At 43.3% G+C, this 17313-nt stretch carries 15 protein-coding genes, 1 tRNA gene and 1 pseudogene; all 17 read left to right on the top strand.

Features of this window, described 5'->3' with window-relative positions; all coding sequences use genetic code 11:
* The first annotated feature begins 3 nt into the window (after window positions 1-3).
* The 17 genes and pseudogenes from argS (at window position 4) to EV212_RS13935 (ending at window position 17140) form a co-directional block, all read left to right on the top strand.
* Window positions 4-1689, top strand: coding sequence for an arginine--tRNA ligase (gene argS / locus EV212_RS06510; protein ID WP_132090597.1), 1686 nt, complete (start codon window positions 4-6; stop codon window positions 1687-1689).
* A gap of 332 nt (window positions 1690-2021) precedes the next feature.
* Window positions 2022-2792, top strand: coding sequence for a ParA family protein (locus EV212_RS06505; RefSeq protein WP_132090594.1), 771 nt, complete (start codon window positions 2022-2024; stop codon window positions 2790-2792).
* A 31-nt stretch (window positions 2793-2823) separates the two neighbouring features.
* Entirely contained in the window at window positions 2824-3783 is a 960-nt protein-coding gene (locus EV212_RS06500; protein WP_132090591.1) for a ParB/RepB/Spo0J family partition protein, read from the top strand.
* A gap of 1 nt (window position 3784) precedes the next feature.
* Window positions 3785-4303, top strand: a complete 519-nt coding sequence (locus EV212_RS06495) for a DUF4446 family protein (RefSeq protein ID WP_132090588.1) — start codon at window positions 3785-3787, stop codon at window positions 4301-4303.
* A 184-nt stretch (window positions 4304-4487) separates the two neighbouring features.
* Window positions 4488-5765 (top strand): serine--tRNA ligase, encoded by a 1278-nt coding sequence (gene serS / locus EV212_RS06490; RefSeq protein ID WP_132090585.1) that lies wholly within the window; start codon window positions 4488-4490, stop codon window positions 5763-5765.
* Window positions 5766-5843: 78 nt separating this feature from the next.
* Complete coding sequence (locus EV212_RS06485) at window positions 5844-6731, top strand: DUF3881 family protein (protein ID WP_132090582.1); 888 nt, start codon at window positions 5844-5846, stop codon at window positions 6729-6731.
* A 582-nt stretch (window positions 6732-7313) separates the two neighbouring features.
* A tRNA-Arg gene (locus EV212_RS06480) sits at window positions 7314-7390 on the top strand.
* A 371-nt stretch (window positions 7391-7761) separates the two neighbouring features.
* The gene (locus EV212_RS06475; protein ID WP_132090579.1) at window positions 7762-7941 is read left to right on the top strand and encodes a hypothetical protein; all 180 of its coding nucleotides are present in this window, start codon (window positions 7762-7764) and stop codon (window positions 7939-7941) included.
* Between the two features lie 181 nt (window positions 7942-8122).
* Window positions 8123-8950, top strand: a complete 828-nt coding sequence (locus EV212_RS06470) for a ParA family protein (protein ID WP_132090576.1) — start codon at window positions 8123-8125, stop codon at window positions 8948-8950.
* Window positions 8904-9848 carry a ParB/RepB/Spo0J family partition protein gene (locus EV212_RS06465; RefSeq protein ID WP_132090573.1) on the top strand — a complete coding sequence of 315 codons (945 nt, stop codon included), beginning with the start codon at window positions 8904-8906 and terminating at the stop codon, window positions 9846-9848. The genes EV212_RS06470 and EV212_RS06465 overlap by 47 nt, the downstream gene beginning before the upstream one ends.
* 181 nt (window positions 9849-10029) lie before the next feature.
* A pseudogene (locus EV212_RS06460) lies at window positions 10030-14221 on the top strand (SpaA isopeptide-forming pilin-related protein).
* Window positions 14222-14368: 147 nt separating this feature from the next.
* Window positions 14369-14674, top strand: a complete 306-nt coding sequence (locus EV212_RS06455; RefSeq protein ID WP_132090570.1) for a hypothetical protein — start codon at window positions 14369-14371, stop codon at window positions 14672-14674.
* Between the two features lie 9 nt (window positions 14675-14683).
* The gene (locus EV212_RS14085; RefSeq protein WP_243115490.1) at window positions 14684-14836 is read left to right on the top strand and encodes a hypothetical protein; all 153 of its coding nucleotides are present in this window, start codon (window positions 14684-14686) and stop codon (window positions 14834-14836) included.
* Window positions 14837-14873: 37 nt separating this feature from the next.
* Window positions 14874-15098 (top strand): hypothetical protein, encoded by a 225-nt coding sequence (locus tag EV212_RS13475; RefSeq protein WP_165873311.1) that lies wholly within the window; start codon window positions 14874-14876, stop codon window positions 15096-15098.
* Window positions 15091-15696 (top strand): hypothetical protein, encoded by a 606-nt coding sequence (locus EV212_RS06445; RefSeq protein WP_165873322.1) that lies wholly within the window; start codon window positions 15091-15093, stop codon window positions 15694-15696. The genes EV212_RS13475 and EV212_RS06445 overlap by 8 nt, the downstream gene beginning before the upstream one ends.
* 12 nt (window positions 15697-15708) lie before the next feature.
* Entirely contained in the window at window positions 15709-15933 is a 225-nt protein-coding gene (locus tag EV212_RS06440; protein ID WP_003433202.1) for a hypothetical protein, read from the top strand.
* 754 nt (window positions 15934-16687) lie between these two features.
* Complete coding sequence (locus EV212_RS13935; protein ID WP_306812216.1) at window positions 16688-17140, top strand: TnpV protein; 453 nt, start codon at window positions 16688-16690, stop codon at window positions 17138-17140.
* The last annotated feature ends 173 nt before the right edge of the window (window positions 17141-17313 follow it).

The following is a 17313-nucleotide window of genomic DNA, read 5'->3' as shown; positions in this document are numbered from 1 at the left end:
TAAATGAAAAATAAAATTGTAGAGTTACTCGATGCTCAAATTGAAAATATGGATGCTGAGGAAATAAATAGTCTTTTAGAGATTCCTCCAAAATCTGAGATGGGTGATTTTGCCTTTCCATGTTTTAAGCTTGCTAAGGTATTTCGTAAGGCGCCGCCAATGATCGCATTGGACTTAAAAGAGAAAATCGGTTGTCCGGATTTCCTGAATAAAGTGGAATGCCTTGGTGGATATTTAAACTTTTTTGTGGATAAGTCCATGTTTGCCAGACAGATTGTGGAAAATTACTTATCCGATTCGAATTATGGAGGATCTGATGAGGGTCAGGGAAAGACAATCTGTATCGATTATTCATCACCAAATGTTGCCAAGAATTTCCATGTTGGTCATCTCCGTACAACGATCATCGGTAATTCTTTAAATAAGATATTTACAAAATTGGGATATCATGTGGAAAGAATTAATCATTTAGGGGATTGGGGAACTCAGTTTGGTAAATTAATCGTTGCTTATAAGAACTGGGGCAGTAAAAAAGCTGTTGAGGAAAAAGGTATCGAGGAATTGATGCGTATTTATGTAAAATTCCACGAAGAAGCAGAAAAAGACGATTCTTTAAATGATGAGGCCAGAGCATGGTTTACGAAGATGGAGCATGGAGATGAAGAAGCTTTAAGTATATGGAAATGGTTCCGGGAGATTAGCTTAAAAGAATTTATGCGGGTGTATGAGCTTCTTGGTATGGAGTTTGATTCTTTCGCCGGAGAAAGTTTTTATAATGATAAGATGCAGCCGGTTATTGAAGAGTTAAAGCAAAAAGGTTTGATCAAAGTCAGTGACGGTGCTCAGATTGTTGACCTGGAAGAGTATAATATGCCTCCATGCCTGATCACAAAAAAAGACGGAAGTTCTTTATATGCTACAAGAGATATCGCAGCCGCTATGTATCGCAAGAAAACATATGATTTCTCAAAGTGTATTTATGTTACCGGACTCGAACAAAAACTTCATTTTGCCCAGTGGTTCAAGGTTATTGAATTGATGGGTTATGATTGGTCAAAAGATTTAATGCATGTACCGTATGGCCTCGTTAGTTTAAAGGGTGGTAAATTGTCTACACGTAAGGGTCATGTTATCTATGCTGAGGATATTCTTCATGAATCAATTCAAAAGACACGCAGTATTATTGAAGAAAAGAATCCGAATATTCCAAATAAGGAAGAAGTAGCAAAGCAGGTTGGTATTGGCGCAATTGTGTTTAATGATTTGTATAATCAGAGAATTAAGGATGTCATCTTTGATTGGGAAAAACTTTTAAATTTTGATGGGGAAACAGGTCCTTATGTTCAGTATACTTATGCCAGGGCAGCCAGTGTAATTCGGAAAATTGGTGATGTACCGTCTGTCTACGATTATTCAGTTTTGTCCGATGATGTATCTATGGCATTACTTAAGGAAATTGCCCGGTATCCGCAGGTTGTCTCCGATGCAGCGGAAAAGATGGAGCCGTTTGTTGTTTCAAGATATGCGGTAGCATTGGCGCAAGCATTCAATAAATTTTATCATGAGTGTCAGATTAATGTTGAGGATGAAAATATAAAGTATACAAGAGCCAATATTGTTATCATTACAAAGTCTATTTTAAAAGACGCTTTAAGTTTACTTGGTATTCAGTGTCCGGAACAGATGTAATTCGGTAAGTATATAAAAATGTTTCACGTGAAACATGGAAAATTAATAAAAATATTATCAAGAGGATGTTTCACGTGAAACATCCTCTTGTTTTACAGAATTTTCATATTTCTTTCTCTGGATTAACTTAGCATGAAGTGGTATACTGTTAAAAGTAGAAGATGAATTAGTATACCCATTCGGGCACACCGTATGTCAGATGCTCCGCATGGGCGCACGCTGTCAGGCTGCGTGCGATAAAGTATACCCATCCGGGCATACCGTATGTCAGATGCTCCGCATGGGCGCACGCTGTCAGACTGCGTGCGATAAAGTATGAAAAGAGGAATGATATGGGGCGGATAATAGCAATTGCAAATCAAAAGGGTGGCGTTGGAAAGACAACAACATCGATCAATCTATCGGCCAGTTTAGCTGAGCTTGGAAAAAAAGTATTAACGATTGATATGGATCCACAGGGAAACACTACCAGCGGATTAGGAATTGATAAAAATCAGGTAGAAAATACGGTTTATGAATTACTTCTGGAAGAAGTATCTACAGATGAATGCATTTATACTTCGGTCATGGAAGGGTTGGATGTCATTGCATCCAATATAAATCTTTCCGGAGCGGAAGTAGAATTGATTTCTATAGAAAACAAAGAGTTTCTTTTAAAAGAAAAAATTAATTTACTGAGAGACAACTATGATTATATTGTGATTGACTGCCCACCTTCTTTAAATCTTCTCACTATTAATGCAATGACAACATCAGATACTGTATTGGTGCCAATCCAATGTGAATATTATGCTTTGGAGGGATTAAGCCAATTAATACATACAATTGAGTTGATTAAAGAACGATTAAATCCTGATTTAGAAATAGAAGGCGTTGTATTTACAATGTTTGATGGCCGGACGAATTTGTCCTTACAGGTTGTCGAAAATGTAAAAGAAAATTTAAATCGAAATATCTATAAAACGATAATTCCGAGGAATGTTCGTTTGGCAGAGGCACCAAGTTATGGAATGCCAATTAATATGTATGATACACGTTCATCAGGCGCTGAGGCCTATCGTTTGCTTGCTGAGGAAGTTATTCAGTATCAGATGAACAAATAATAGCTAAAAGCGAAAGGAATGAGTAAATGTAATGGCGGCACGAAAAAAAGGTGGGCTTGGAAAGGGAATTGATGCATTAATTTCACCATCGGTAAAAAGGGAAACTGAAAAAGAAAAAGTTGTTGAAGAGCCAGTTGAAAAAATTGTAGAGAAAATCGTTGAAGTTGAAAAGGTTGTGGAAAAACCCGTAGAACAGCTTATGCGGATTGATGAGATTGAGCCAAATCAATTACAGCCAAGAAAGAATTTTGATGAAGATGCTTTGCAGGAATTATCTGAATCGATTAAGCAGTTTGGATTAATACAACCAATCATAGTTAAGAACAAAGGAAAGTATTATGAAATCGTTGCCGGCGAACGGCGGTGGAGAGCCGCAAGAATTGCCGGGCTTAAAGAGGTTCCTGTGATTATCAAAGAATATAGCGAAAAGGAATCTATGGAAATAGCTATTGTGGAAAATCTCCAGAGAGAGGATTTAAATCCAATAGAAGAAGCACAGGCTTATCAGAAACTTATTGAAGAATTTGGATTAAAACAAGATGAAGCTGCTCAGAGAGTTTCGAAAAGCAGAACAGCGGTAACAAATGCTTTAAGACTTTTAAAACTTGATGAAAGAGTTCAGCAGATGGTAATTGACGAGATGATCAGTGGAGGTCATGCGAGAGCACTTTTGGCTATTGAAGATAAGGAAGAACAATATTTAACGGCTATGCTTATATTTGACAATAAGATGAGTGTACGTGAGACGGAAAAACTGGTTCGGGAACATATAAAAAAGGAAGAAGAAAAAAGAGTAGAGAAGAAAGAAGACTTCTCGCAAATGGAAACAATCTACCATCAATTGGAAGAACGAATGAAATCTGTCATTGGATCGAAGGTAGCCATCCACAGCAGAAACTATAAAAAAGGAAAAATTGAAATTGAATACTACTCAAATGATGAACTGGAAAGGATTATTGATTTAATAGAATCAGTAAAGCAGGTGGGATAATATGGAGAGTAAGATTTTAGCAGGATTGAGTTTTGACCCGGGTATTTTAATCATAGGCATGTTTATTCTTATGCTTTTAATGCTTATATACATATATACCTTACATAGAAAACAGAATCAACTAGATAAAAAGTACAGAGCATTCATGCGGGGCGGACGTGGTGCAAAATCATTGGATGAAGCATTGCAAAATAAAATGCAGTCTTTAAATAAAATTACAGATGTCAATGATAGCTTAAATGATCGCATTACCCGGCTTGAAAAAAGCATGGGACGTTCTTATCAAAAAATGGGTATCGTGAAATATGATGCATTTAAAGAAATGGGTGGAAAACTTAGTTTTGCTTGTGCATTATTAAATGACAGGGATGATGGCTTTATAATTAATTCCATTCACAGTAAGGATGGCTGTTACAATTATATTAAAGAAATTATTAAAGGCGAGTCCTATATTCCATTAGGTGATGAGGAAGCAGAAGCTCTGGAACAGGCAAAACAGTACGGCATGGGAAATGAGTAAATAGAAATAAAAAGGCAGATACTTTGGTAACTGCCTTTTTTATGTCAACGAATGATATGAATAAATATGCATTATATGATTTATAAAGTGCTGGAAATTTTGGGAAACTTGTGGTATATTAAGTTGTAAAAAGGATATGCCTATTATATAATGTATAAATGATTTCCAAAGAGGAGGAAAAAACATGCTTGACATTAAATTATTAAGAAACAATTTTGAAGAAGTCGAAAAAGCCCTTTCTACTCGAAATGAGGATTTCGATTTATCAAAATTTAAATCTATGGATGAAAAGAGAAGACAACTTCTGGCTGAAGTAGAGCAGTTAAAGAATAAACAGAATGTAGAATCAAAAAAAATTCCGCAGATGAAAAAAGCTGGACAAGATGTTGCACCAGTTATGGAAGAGATGAAGAAGCTTTCTGAAAGCATTAAACTTCTGGATGCCCAGGTAAGCGCTGTGGATGCTGAATTGAATGCTTACATGTTGACAATTCCTAATATTCCAAATCCGACAGTTCCTGCAGGTAATTCGGATGAAGATAATGTAGAAATCCGCCGTTTTGGTGAACCTACAAAATTTGATTTTGAGCCGAAGGCCCATTGGGATTTAGGAGCAGATCTGGGAATTTTGGATCCAGAAACTGCAGCAAAGACAACCGGTGCCCGTTTTACATTTTATCGTAATGCCGGTGCAAGACTTGAACGTGCCATTATGAATTTCTTTTTGGATATTCATACAAAAGAACATGGTTATGAAGAAATTTTTGCACCATTTATGGTTAGCCGTGACAGTATGATCGGAACCGGTCAGCTTCCTAAATTTGAAGAGGATGCTTATAAAGTTACTGGTGATGGAAAAGAATATTTTCTGATTCCTACAGCGGAAGTTCCTGTAACCAATATGTATCGTGAAACAATTTTGGATGGTTCTAAATTGCCAATAAAACATGTTGCTTATACGGCATGTTTTCGTGCAGAGGCTGGTTCGGCCGGACGAGATACTCGTGGTCTGATCCGTCAGCATCAGTTTAATAAGGTTGAGCTGGTTAAATTTACAAAACCGGAAGATTCTTATGAGGAATTGGAAAAACTTACAAGAGATGCAGAGGATGTACTACAGCGTCTTGGTCTGCCTTACCGTGTTGTTAAAATTTGTATCGGCGATCTTGGTTTTACAGCCGCTATGAAATATGATATTGAAGTATGGATGCCAAGTTATGGCCGCTATGTAGAAATTTCAAGCTGCAGTAATTTTGAGGAATTCCAGGCACGCCGTGCGAATATAAAATATAAAGATGGCGTAAAGGATAAGGCTAAATATGTTCATACATTAAACGGAAGTGGTGTGGCCATCGGCCGGACAACCGCAGCTATTATGGAAAATTATCAGCAGGCCGACGGAAGCATCCGTGTTCCGGATGTTTTGATTCCTTACATGGGCGGCATGGAAGTTATTAAATAATAAAGAATCCTAAGAAATAACAAGGTGCATATTTATTCAAATATGCACCTTAAAAGGTAACATAAAACGGAGGGTGAGATGCACGATTACTTGCGGGCAATTGGTTTCAGTAACATAAAAAAGAATAAAGATGTCAGGGATATTTTAAATCTGGTCATGTTGCGTCCAACCTCAGAGTATGTATCTTCAGCTACGGATGAAGAAGCTGTTTTTGGTGAAAAAGTTAAGGAGTTTGCAGACCGTATGGGGATAAGTGTCCGCGGAGAATACGATGAAAACGGCCAATTTCATGTTGGATATTATTTTCCTTATTTCAAAGCGAAGAATCCGACATTAAAGGATGAAGTTACGATTGAAAAACAGTCAGATAGAGATGCTTATGCGGGAATCTGTGATAATGTGAAGGTTGGAGTTTCTCTCATTTTTCAATTATTGAATATGGCTGATTTCATTGATTATACAGAATTTCATAAAGGCTCTTTATTTTATGCGCCCATGTATTTGACTGGTTTATCTGTTTCGGGAAAGGTAATTTTGCCTTTGATGAAAACCGAAGAGGATGTGCGCCGCAAAAGGGATGAAAGCATCAATCGGGATCGAATGATTGCCGCAGCCCGGGAAGGAGATCAGGATGCCATAGAAAGTCTGACTTTGGAAGATATTGATTTGTATGCGACCATCAGCCGACGGTCAAAAAAAGAAGACGTTTTGACAATCGTGGAGTCCTATTTTATGCCTTATGGCATTGCTTATGATCAGTACTCTATTATGGGGGATATTCTCAGTGTGGAAACAGTAAAGAATTCCCTGACGGAAGAGTCCATTTATATTTTGTCACTGGAATGCAATAACCTGATATTTGATATCTGCATCAATAAAGAAGATTTACTTGGAGAGCCCCTTCCTGGACGACGTTTCCGAGGTAATGTCTGGATGCAGGGAACGGTTGACTTTATGGGCCTGTAGGTGGTATAGTAAGTTTAGATGTCGCTATAGCTCAGCTGGATAGAATGACCGCCTCCTAAGGGGGGACCTGTACTGAGAACTTTTGAAAAGTACTCAGGTGTTGATGGAAATTCGGTACTGAGAATTTTGATTAGAAATTGCCAAGTGCTGCAGAGGACGCAAATAGTATTTTCGCCGAAAAAAATATCGGCTGAAAATAGAAAAAAATCGGTTAACGAGCCCGAGGCAAAAAGGCCCGAAAAGCCTTATTTTGTGCGTAAGCAACGAGCCACAAATCCGGCATTTATGCAGGATTTTGGCGACTGCCGCGTCACTGAGCGTCAGCGAAGTAAACCAAAAATCATATGTCGGCATAGCTCAGCTGGATAGAGCATTCGCCTCCTAAGAAAGTGTTATAACATACACCTAAGCAAAAAAGGCGATTGACAAGAGTTCAGATTACAAGTACAATTTAATAGATTTTTCAGATGTCGCTATAGCTCAGCTGGATAGAGCGACCGCCTCCTAAGAAAGTGTTGAAACATACACCCCGGAGGAAAAGGAAAACGGTAGCAAGTAAAATTAAATATAGATTTTCTAAATGTCGCTATAGCTCAGCTGGATAGAGCGACCGCCTCCTAAGCGGTAGGTCGGAGGTTCAAATCCTCTTAGCGACGCCAAAAACTCCGCCGAAAACGTTGATTTTTCAAGGTTTTCGGCGTTTTCTTTTTCCCAAGAAAAATCGAACACATAACAAACAGCGATTAGCAGGAAGCATTTTTGCTAATCGGAAGTGACCATGGTGAACTCGAACGATTGATTTTTGTCACCGATTAGCTTGCTAATGATTAGCAGAAAATTTTCGATTTTTGCTAATCAAACTGCCTCTCCTGCTAATTTGCCGAAAAATCATGCAAAAAACCTTGCTAATCGAATGGGCGAATGTTACCGAGTAAAAGGCATTTTTTTGAAGTTTATTTCGTCCTTTTGCTGGCATATTTGAGGGGGTACACCGCTTCTCGTATAATGATGTTGTAAGGAGGTGCATCGTATGAGAGAAAAAACATTTCATGTTTATGTGGATAGCCATGATAGAAGCCTTTTGCTTCAAAGCCTTGTAGAATTGAAAAATCTGTTGATCCAACAAGGCAGATATACGGACTGCGTGGATGAACTGATTTTCAAGGTAATCAATGCACCCATAAAGAAGTTCAAGATTGATAGACATTAAAATATGTAAATCATAGGTTACAGATAAATAATTCTGATTGATCTTTTAATTTGCCATATAAATGAATACTGCTTTACATAGCCGATTGGTATAAAAACCAGTCGGCTTTTTTGCGTTCTGGGGAACTTTACATAGCCGCCCTGACAAGACGGCTAAATCTAAAAGAAAGGAGGACGCACCTATGTCAAATTGCAAAGTGATTGCTCTGACCAATCAAAAAGGTGGCGTGGGAAAGACAACCACAGCAGTCAACCTGGGTGTCAGTCTGGCAAAGCAAGGAAAGAAAGTCCTGCTGATTGATGCAGATGCACAGGCCAACTTAACCATGGCTCTGGGGTACAGCAGACCAGATGACATTCCCATAACCCTCTCCACGGTGATGCAAAGCATTATCGACGATAAAGCCTTTGATGTTTCAAAAGGCATCCTGTATCACAATGAGGGCGTGGATCTGCTTCCGTCCAATATTGAGCTGTCTGGCTTTGAAGTCAGGCTGATCAATGCCATGAGCCGTGAGCGTGTTTTGAAAACCTATGTGAATGAGGTCAAAAAGAATTACGACTATGTATTGATTGACTGTATGCCCTCTCTTGGCATGATCACCATCAATGCTCTGGCGGCAGCTGACAGTGTGGTTATCCCAACACAGCCCCACTACCTTTCAGCGAAAGGTCTGGAGCTGTTGCTTCGCTCAGTTTCTATGGTCAAGCGGCAGATCAATCCTAAACTGCGGATAGACGGTATCCTGATGACAATGGTAATGCCCCGCACCAACATTTCAAAAGAAATTACCGCTTCGGTGAAAAGTGCATACGGGCAAAGGATCAAGGTTTTTGATACCGAAATCCCCCATTCTATCCGTGCGGTAGAAGCTACCGCAGAGGGAAAGAGCATTTTTGCTTATGACAAAAGCGGAAAGGTAGCCGCTGCCTATGAACAATTAGGAAAGGAGGTGGCAGAAATTGGCGAGAAGCAACGGACACAAAATCGAGTTGACCGCATACGATGACCTTTTCCAGACGGATGAAAGCCGTGCGGAAGCCAAACTGAGCAAGATACGGGACATTCCTATTGCGGAGATTGACGAGTTTCCAGATCATCCGTTCAAAGTTTTACTGGATGAGGATATGGAACAGCTTGTTGAGAGCATCAAGCGAAATGGAGTGATGACCCCGGCAACGGTTCGGCTGAAAGAGGATGGGCGGTATGAGCTTATCAGCGGCCACAGGCGCAAAAAGGCATGTGAGATTGCCGGGCTTGAAACTCTGAAATGCGAGGTAAAGGAACTGACCCGTGACGAAGCCATTATTGTGATGGTGGAGTCCAATCTGCAAAGATCAACGATCTTACCAAGTGAGAAAGCCTTTGCCTATAAAATGCGTCTGGAAGCAATGAATCGACAAGGACAGCGTACAGATTTAACTTGTTCCCCAGTGGGAAACAAGTTGCAAGGAAGAAAATCTAGTGATGAACTTGCCGAAAAGGTTGGTGAAAGTAAAAATCAGATTTTCCGCTATATCCGCTTGACCGAGCTTGTTCCTGAAATTTTGCAGATGGTAGATGAACGTCAGATTGCTTTTCGCCCGGCGGTAGAAATCTCTTATCTGTCCGATGAACAGCAGTATTCCCTTCTGGAAGCCATGCAGTATAACGATGCGACCCCGTCACTTGCACAGGCTATCAAAATGAAAAAGTTCATGCAGGACGGAAAACTCACAGATGAGGTTATCCAGTCGATCATGCAGGAAGAAAAGCCAAACCAGAGGGAAAAACCTGCTTTCCGTGATGAAAGGATCTCCAAGCTCATTCCCAAGAGCGTTCCCAGAGGCAGGGAATCGGATTTTGTTGTCAAGGCGCTGGAATTTTACAACCGCTACCTGCAGCGAAACAAAGACCGGGAACGATAGCCACACATCGAGGGCGAGGTCTGCCTGTTGGTGTGGATAGCCATATTTTTGCTTTCCCCCTCTCCACACCTCACCCCCTAATTACTACCAAAACTATCCGAAAGAAAAAAATTGGCAGTCGTTATAGACTGCTTTTTTCGGTTAGTAAAGAAACTCACAAACAAAAAGTAGGAGGTAATGTATGAAATTCCCCAAATTATTCAAAAAGGCTGCGGCCCTTGTCATGGCTGCGGTCACAACCTTCTCTGTGCTGCCAGCGACAACAGCATTTGCTGCGGGAGATATTGGCACGATTTCCTTTGACTTCACTTATGACAGGAATGGAAATGCCATGCGCTATAACTCCAGTGCAGTGTTTGACGGTTATACCGCAGGCGGAACAGGCAGTTACAAGTACCGTATGTATGTAGACGGCGATAATGCGTTCTGTATTCAGCCGGGTGTACCGCTGAAAACAGGCAATACCCTGAAGAAAAATTCTTCTCAGACATGGAATGCCCTTTCTTCCAGCCAGAAAAAAGCAGTAGGACTTGCCCTGCTCTATGGCTATCAGGGAAACCGCAGTTCTCTTTCGGGAAGTGATGATGAGAAATGGCTTGCTACACAGACCCTTGTCTGGGAATTTGTGACGGGATGCCGTGAGTCCACAGGAGCTTACCAGCAGACCAGCCAGAAAGCGTACAGCCTGCACTTTGGTTCCAATTATCCAAACAGCGGTGCTGCCGAGGTGTATAACCAGATCGTTTCTCAGCTGTCCAAACACAATACCATTCCGAGTTTTATGTCGGGTGGTGCGGATGACATCACAAAGGAACTTTCCTATCAGGACGGGAAATACACCATGACACTGACGGATAACAATGGTGTCCTTGCTGACTATTCCTTTGCCACATCCGACAGTAAAGTGAGTGTGTCCAAATCCGGCAATAAGCTGACGATCACATCCGCAACAGCCTTTGACGGTTCTGTAAGAATCACTGCCACAAGAAGCAATGTGCCAACGGTCAGCAGCAGCGCAAAACTGATCGCCTATGGTGATCCCAGCCTGCAGGATGTTGTGACCGGTGTAGAAAATGCAGATGCAGTAAAAGCATATCTGAATGTGGAGACACCTACCGGTACAATCGCACTGAAAAAGACTTCTGAGGACGGCGTCGTTGCAGGGATTTCCTTTACGATCAAGGGCGAGAACTTCAACAAAACCGTTACCACAGACGAAAACGGCAATCTGACTGTGGAGGGATTGTTCCCCGGCACTTACACCATTACGGAGCAGTCCATTGATAAGTATGAGCCACAGGAAACCCAGACCATCACGCTGATCGGCGGCAAGACCACCACGGTTAACTTCAACAATACGCTGAAAAGAGGCAGCCTTGAGGTTGTAAAAACTTCTGAGGACAGTCTGGTTGAGGGTGTGACGTTCCACCTTTACGGAACATCATTAAGCGGCTTACCGGTAGATGAGTATGCTGTGACCGATGCCGAGGGTGTGGCAAAATTTGAAAATATCCTGATCAGCGGCAATACCCCGTATGTCCTTGAGGAAGTAGATACCGCCATCCGCTATGTGGTTCCGGCAAGCCAGACCGCTCCGGTGGAATGGAATAAGGTCACAGAGCGCAGCTTTACCAACATCCTCAAAAAATTCAATGTAACTGTCACAAAGACAGACGCTGAAACCGGGACACCCCAGGGGGATGCTTCCCTTGCCGGTGCAGTTTATGGCATCTATAAGGGCGAGGAACTGATTGACACTTACACCACAGACGGAAACGGACAGTTTACCACAGACTATTATGTGTGTGGCAATGACTGGAGTATCCGTGAGATCAGCCCATCGGAAGGCTATCTGCTCGATGAAACCATCCATCATGTAGGGGCAGAGCCGGAGCTTTATACCGTAGAGCTGAACAGCACTGCCAACGATGTGAATGAACAGGTAATCAAGGGAAAAATTGCAATCATCAAACACACCGATGACGGAGAAACCCAGATTGAAACACCCGAAGAAGGCGCAGTATTTGAAGTCTATTTGAAATCGGCAAACAGTTATGCCGACGCCAAAGACAGTGAGCGTGATCTTCTGACTTGTGACGAGAATGGTTTTGCTCAGACAAAAGACCTGCCCTACGGGATCTATACGGTCAAGCAGACATCCGGCTGGGAAGGCCGTGAGCTGATGAAACCGTTTGATGTGTTTATCAATTCGGATGGACAGACTTACCGCTATCTCATCAACAATGCCAACTTTGAAAGTTATATCAAGATCGTGAAGAAAGACGCTGAAACAGGCAACACCATCCCGTATGCCGGTGCCGGTTTCCAGATCTATGACCCGAACGGCGAGCTGGTAACGATGACTTTCACTTACCCGGAAGTCACAACCATTGACACGTTCTATACTACGGCAGACGGCGAACTGATCACCCCGCAGACACTGGAGTATGGAACCGGATATTCCCTGGTTGAAGTACAGGCTCCATACGGCTATGTTCTGAATTCTGAACCTGTCTATTTCGATGTGGTACAGGAGGATTCTTCTGAGGAAAGCGGCATTACCGTCATTGAGGTGGTAAGGGAAAACGTAGCCCAGAAAGGAACCATTACCGTTTCCAAGTCCGGCGAAGTGTTCCGCTCTGTTACGGAAGCCGGAGGAATGTATCAGCCTGTTTTTGCAGTCGGCAGCCTGGAAGGTGCGGTATATGAGATCACCGCAGCCGAGGACATCTATACGCTGGATGGTACCCTTCGGGCTTCTAAGGGCGAGGTTGTGGATACCATTACCACAGGTGCAGACGGGACGGCAACCAGCAAGGAACTGTATCTGGGCAGCTATGAAGTAAAGGAAATCACGGCTCCGTATGGTATGGTTCTCAATGAAGAAATTCACTCGGTTGAGCTTGTCTATGCCGGTCAGGAAGTAGCGGTGACAGAAACTTCCACCAGCTTCTACAACGAAAGACAGAAAGTTGAAATTGACCTGACCAAGAGCCTTGAAGTCGATGAGGATTATGGCGTTGGAAACAACGGCGAAATCTTTGATGTTTCCTTTGGACTTTATGCAGCCGAGGAATTGACCGCCGCTGATGGAACGACCATTCCGGCTGACGGTCTGATCGAGGTGATTACCCTTGATGAGAATGGACACGGTAAGGCAGTCAGCGACCTGCCGATGGGCAGCTATTATGTACAGGAAATCAGTACCAATGCAGCCTATCTGAAAAATGAAACCAAATACCCGGTTGTCTTTGAGTACGCCGGTCAGGAAACCGCTGTCGTTTCCATTACTGCCAATGAGGGCGAAGCCATTGAAAATGATCTGATTTATGGAGCTGTCAGTGGAAAGAAATCCGATGAGGATGGAAATGCTTTAGGCGGTGCGCTTATCGGTATCTTTAAGACCGGTACCGAGGAATTTACAACCGAAACAGCGATTGCAACTACCACATCGGAAGATGACGGTAGTTTTTCTTTTGCCAAAGTACCATATGGAAACTGGATCATCCGTGAGATTGAAAGCCCGACGGGTTATGTACTCACCGATGAAGAAATTCCTGTAACCATCAGCAAGGTAGAAGAGGTTGTGGAAATTGAACTGGTCAATGAGTTTATTACCGGCAGCATCGAGCTGACAAAGGTGGATGAAGATTATCCTGACAATAAGCTGACCGGTGCTGTTTTTGAAGTCTATGCAGATAAAAACGGTGACGGAAAACTGGATGACGGCGATGAACTGCTGGGAGAAATGGGCGAACTGGGCGATGGTGTTTACCAGATGAGCGACCTTCGCTATGGAAAATATCTTGTCCGTGAAAAGACAGCGCCCGAAGGATTCCTGCTTGATGAGAATGTTTATCCGGTGTCCATTGAGGAAGATGGAAAGGTCTATACGGTTGAAAATGAAGCAGGTGTTGGATTTATCAATGCAGCGCAGAAAGGCTCTCTGAAGATCGTAAAAACTTCTTCTCAATGCAGCGCAGAAAGGCTCTCTGAAGATCGTAAAAACTTCTTCTGACAAAAAGGTAGAGGGCTTCTCCTTCCGTGTGACAGGAACAAACGGATATGACCAGACCTTTAAGACCGATAAAAACGGTGAGATCTTCATTGAAGGTCTGCGAATTGGCGAATACACGGTATCTGAGGTCAGCGACAGTGTTTCTTCTGGATATATCCTGCCTGCCGACAAGCAGGTAACCATCAAGGTAGATGAAACAGCTACCGTAGAAATGCACAACGAACTGAGAGAAACACCGAAAACAGGAGACGACTTCAATCCTGCTCTTTGGATCGGGCTGGCGGCGGTTTCCGTGCTTGGTGCCGGTGTCTTAGGTTTTGTTGGCTTTAAGAATAAAAAGAAAAAGGAGGATTAAAGCATGGAGGTAAAAACAATCCTTGCAATCGCACTTGTTGTGTTCATTGCAGGCGGAGCCATCTGGCTGAACATCCGCCACAGAAATAAGAAGTGATCGTGGAGGGGCGGCAAAACATGCCGCCCCTTTCCTTTATGGAGGTATTTAATGGAAAATCTGAAAACCATCGAGGGCAAGATCAAGGCCATTCTGAAAAAAGAAGAGGAAACCAGGGATGATGATATGCTGCTCTACCTGAAAGTGTGCAATGCCTATCTGAAAGGTGCCGGGGCAATGCCTCTGGCTGAGGTCATGACCCAGTACAAATATCTTGGCTTACCGAGTTTTGAGAGCGTATGCAGGATACGGAGAAAACTTCAGGCAAAGCACCCGGAGCTTGCGGGCAACAGCCATGTGCGCCGTGTCCGGGCCAAAGGAGAAAAAGACTATCGCAACTATGCGAAAGAATCATGAGGTCTGCCTATGAATGAAGAAAAGCGCATCAATGCCGGTTATGAGATCATAGAAAGCTGTACTATCGGGAGTACGGAATTGGTGATCGGTCATAACCCGAAAGCCCCGAACCCGTATGTCTGCTGGTATTGCAAAAACGGAACGGATTATTTCTGGGGCTGATATGTCAATGAACTTTCTGCGGCGAGGGAGAAACTGAATGAGCGGTATCAGACGGAATGCCGTCTGCCTTACAACAATCCTTCTTCCCCAAAGCAGAAAAGCAGTGATGACCGTGAACGGTAAAAAGAAGAAATATGACTGTACGACCTGCCCCTATCCCCGATATAAGGACAGGTCAATGATTTTCTGCGATGTCTGTATCCGAAAGATCTTAGACGAGCAGAACAGGAAAAAACAAAGAAAGGATGATGCTGATGAATGATGAGAAAAGGATGATCGGCAACTTTACTGTGGAACAGAGTATCCACATCGGAAAGAAAGAAGTTGTTTTCTGTGTCGATAAGCGGGCGGAACATCCCTATGTAGTCTGCTACTGCGATTACAACAATCCATTTTCCGCACCCTGGCCAACCGAAGCCGTAGGCACAGAGGATTATCTGGAAGCCATGCAGCTATTTTGTGACCGTGTGCAGGCACAGATCGAACAGACACGAGCCGAACAGGAAAAATTCAAATTTGACCCTACCCCCTTTACAGTCGCTGACTGTATCCCTGATATGAGGAATAAAAGCATTGTGGGCAAGGTGGTTGTGATCAATGCAGAACCGAAGCGATATGAATATCAGCACGCTGCTTACCAGCTTGTACTTGCGGAAGGCGGAAACGGGGCCACCGGCGGCAGAGGTCAGGCAGTCTTTGGCACCTGCCTTGCTACCGGCGAGCATAGCCGCTGGGAAAGGTATGATGTCCTTGGTGAGATCAAGCCGGAGCGTATGCCCCAATGGGCCAAGGATGCTTTGAAAACCATCCAGAAAGCGCAGCCTGTAAAAGCTGCAAAGCAGAAAGAAATGGAAAGATAAGGAGGATAGATAATGGCGATCAACCAGAAAGCGGTCAAAGTCATCAATAAGATTCTGGACGCTGGTTTTACCGATGAAAAAGCGATCTCCGCCATGACAATGGACGATATTCTCTCTATCCAGGGCATTACCGTGGCGGATATTGCGCTCATCAATGAATTACAGAAAAGCATAAAAGCAAACAGGGTGATTTCCTTTTTGACTGAGAGGACAAGGAATAATCCTGAAAATCAATAAGGAGGTGGAAATGAAATGGCTGCAAAGTATCAGCTGATTACCGAGCTGTATCGGCGCACAGAAATTGCGGTAGCCAAGAACCCGCAGACATGGCAGAACTTTCTTGCCGCTGCCTGCCGGAATTACAAATGCCGCTTTGACGAACAGCTCTTAATCTTTGCACAGCGCCCGGATGCGGTTGCCGTGGCACAGATTGAAACCTGGAACAAACAGTTCCGGCGCTGGGTAAATAAAGACAGCAAAGGGATTGCGGTATTTGACCCCAAAGGCCGCAGGAATACCCTGAAATATTACTTTGATGTGTCAGACACACACGAAGGTTATTACGGCAGCCGTCCTGTTCCGATATGGCAGATGGAAACCCGATACGAGCAGCCTGTGATGGAACGGCTTTCTGACAGGTTTGGAGAACTGGAAAGCACCGATCTTGCTTCTGCCCTGATGGAAACAGCGAAAAATGCCGTGGAAGATCATCTGCAGGACTATCTTGCACAGCTCAAAGATGTAACAGCGGACAGTTTCTTAGAGGAACTGGACGATTTGAACATTGAGGTCATGTACCAGCGGCTGGCCGTAAACAGTGTGGCATTTATGCTGGTCAGCCGCTGCGGTCTGGATACGGGCGAATACTTTGACCGTGAGGATTTTCAGGACATTGTGAACTTTAATACCCCTGCCACTATTAACGCCCTTGGCATTGCAACAAGTGACATTGCGGAAATGGCACTCCGGGAAATCTCACAAACGATCCGGGATGTGCAGGTGGCAGAAAAAACACAATCCCGCACCTTTGCGCAGGAAATACAATCTTCGTATGATAGAAGCAGAAAACAACCCGAAAGGAGCGATCATCATGGAGAACATCACATATACCCGTCAGGGGGATTATCTTATTCCCGACCTGACATTACCGACAGAGCCAGAACTTCCGCTTGGCAGATACGCATTGATGCACCGGGATTATCTGGAACAGCACAAGAGAGTGACCTATCTGAACCTTCTGACACAGGGCAGGTTGAACGAGCATCTGTACCAGACGGAACAGGCAGCGCTCCAGAGGCTGGAACTTCTGACGAAGCAGCTGTCAGCCGAGCAGGGCGTGACGGAGGAACTGAAAGAGAAAGCACCGATGCAGTGGGTGGGAATGATGAACAACATCCGCAGCCAGGCGGAGGAACTGATCCTGAACGAACTGATCTACCGTTAAGCACAGCCAATGAAGAAGAAGTCACAGCCAATCTTCCTACCGTAGAGGAACAAATCGAACAGATTGCAGAAGCAGAGGACGAAAAATCCTCTGCTTTTTCTGTTTCACAGGAAGATATTGACTCTGTCCTGGTAAGAGGAAGCGGCTTTGAAAATGGCAAGTACCGTATCTAC

Origin of the sequence: Frisingicoccus caecimuris (assembly GCF_004340975.1) — a bacterium.
GTDB lineage: Bacteria > Bacillota > Clostridia > Lachnospirales > Lachnospiraceae > Frisingicoccus > Frisingicoccus caecimuris.
This window is presented reverse-complemented; position numbering and strand designations above follow the sequence as displayed.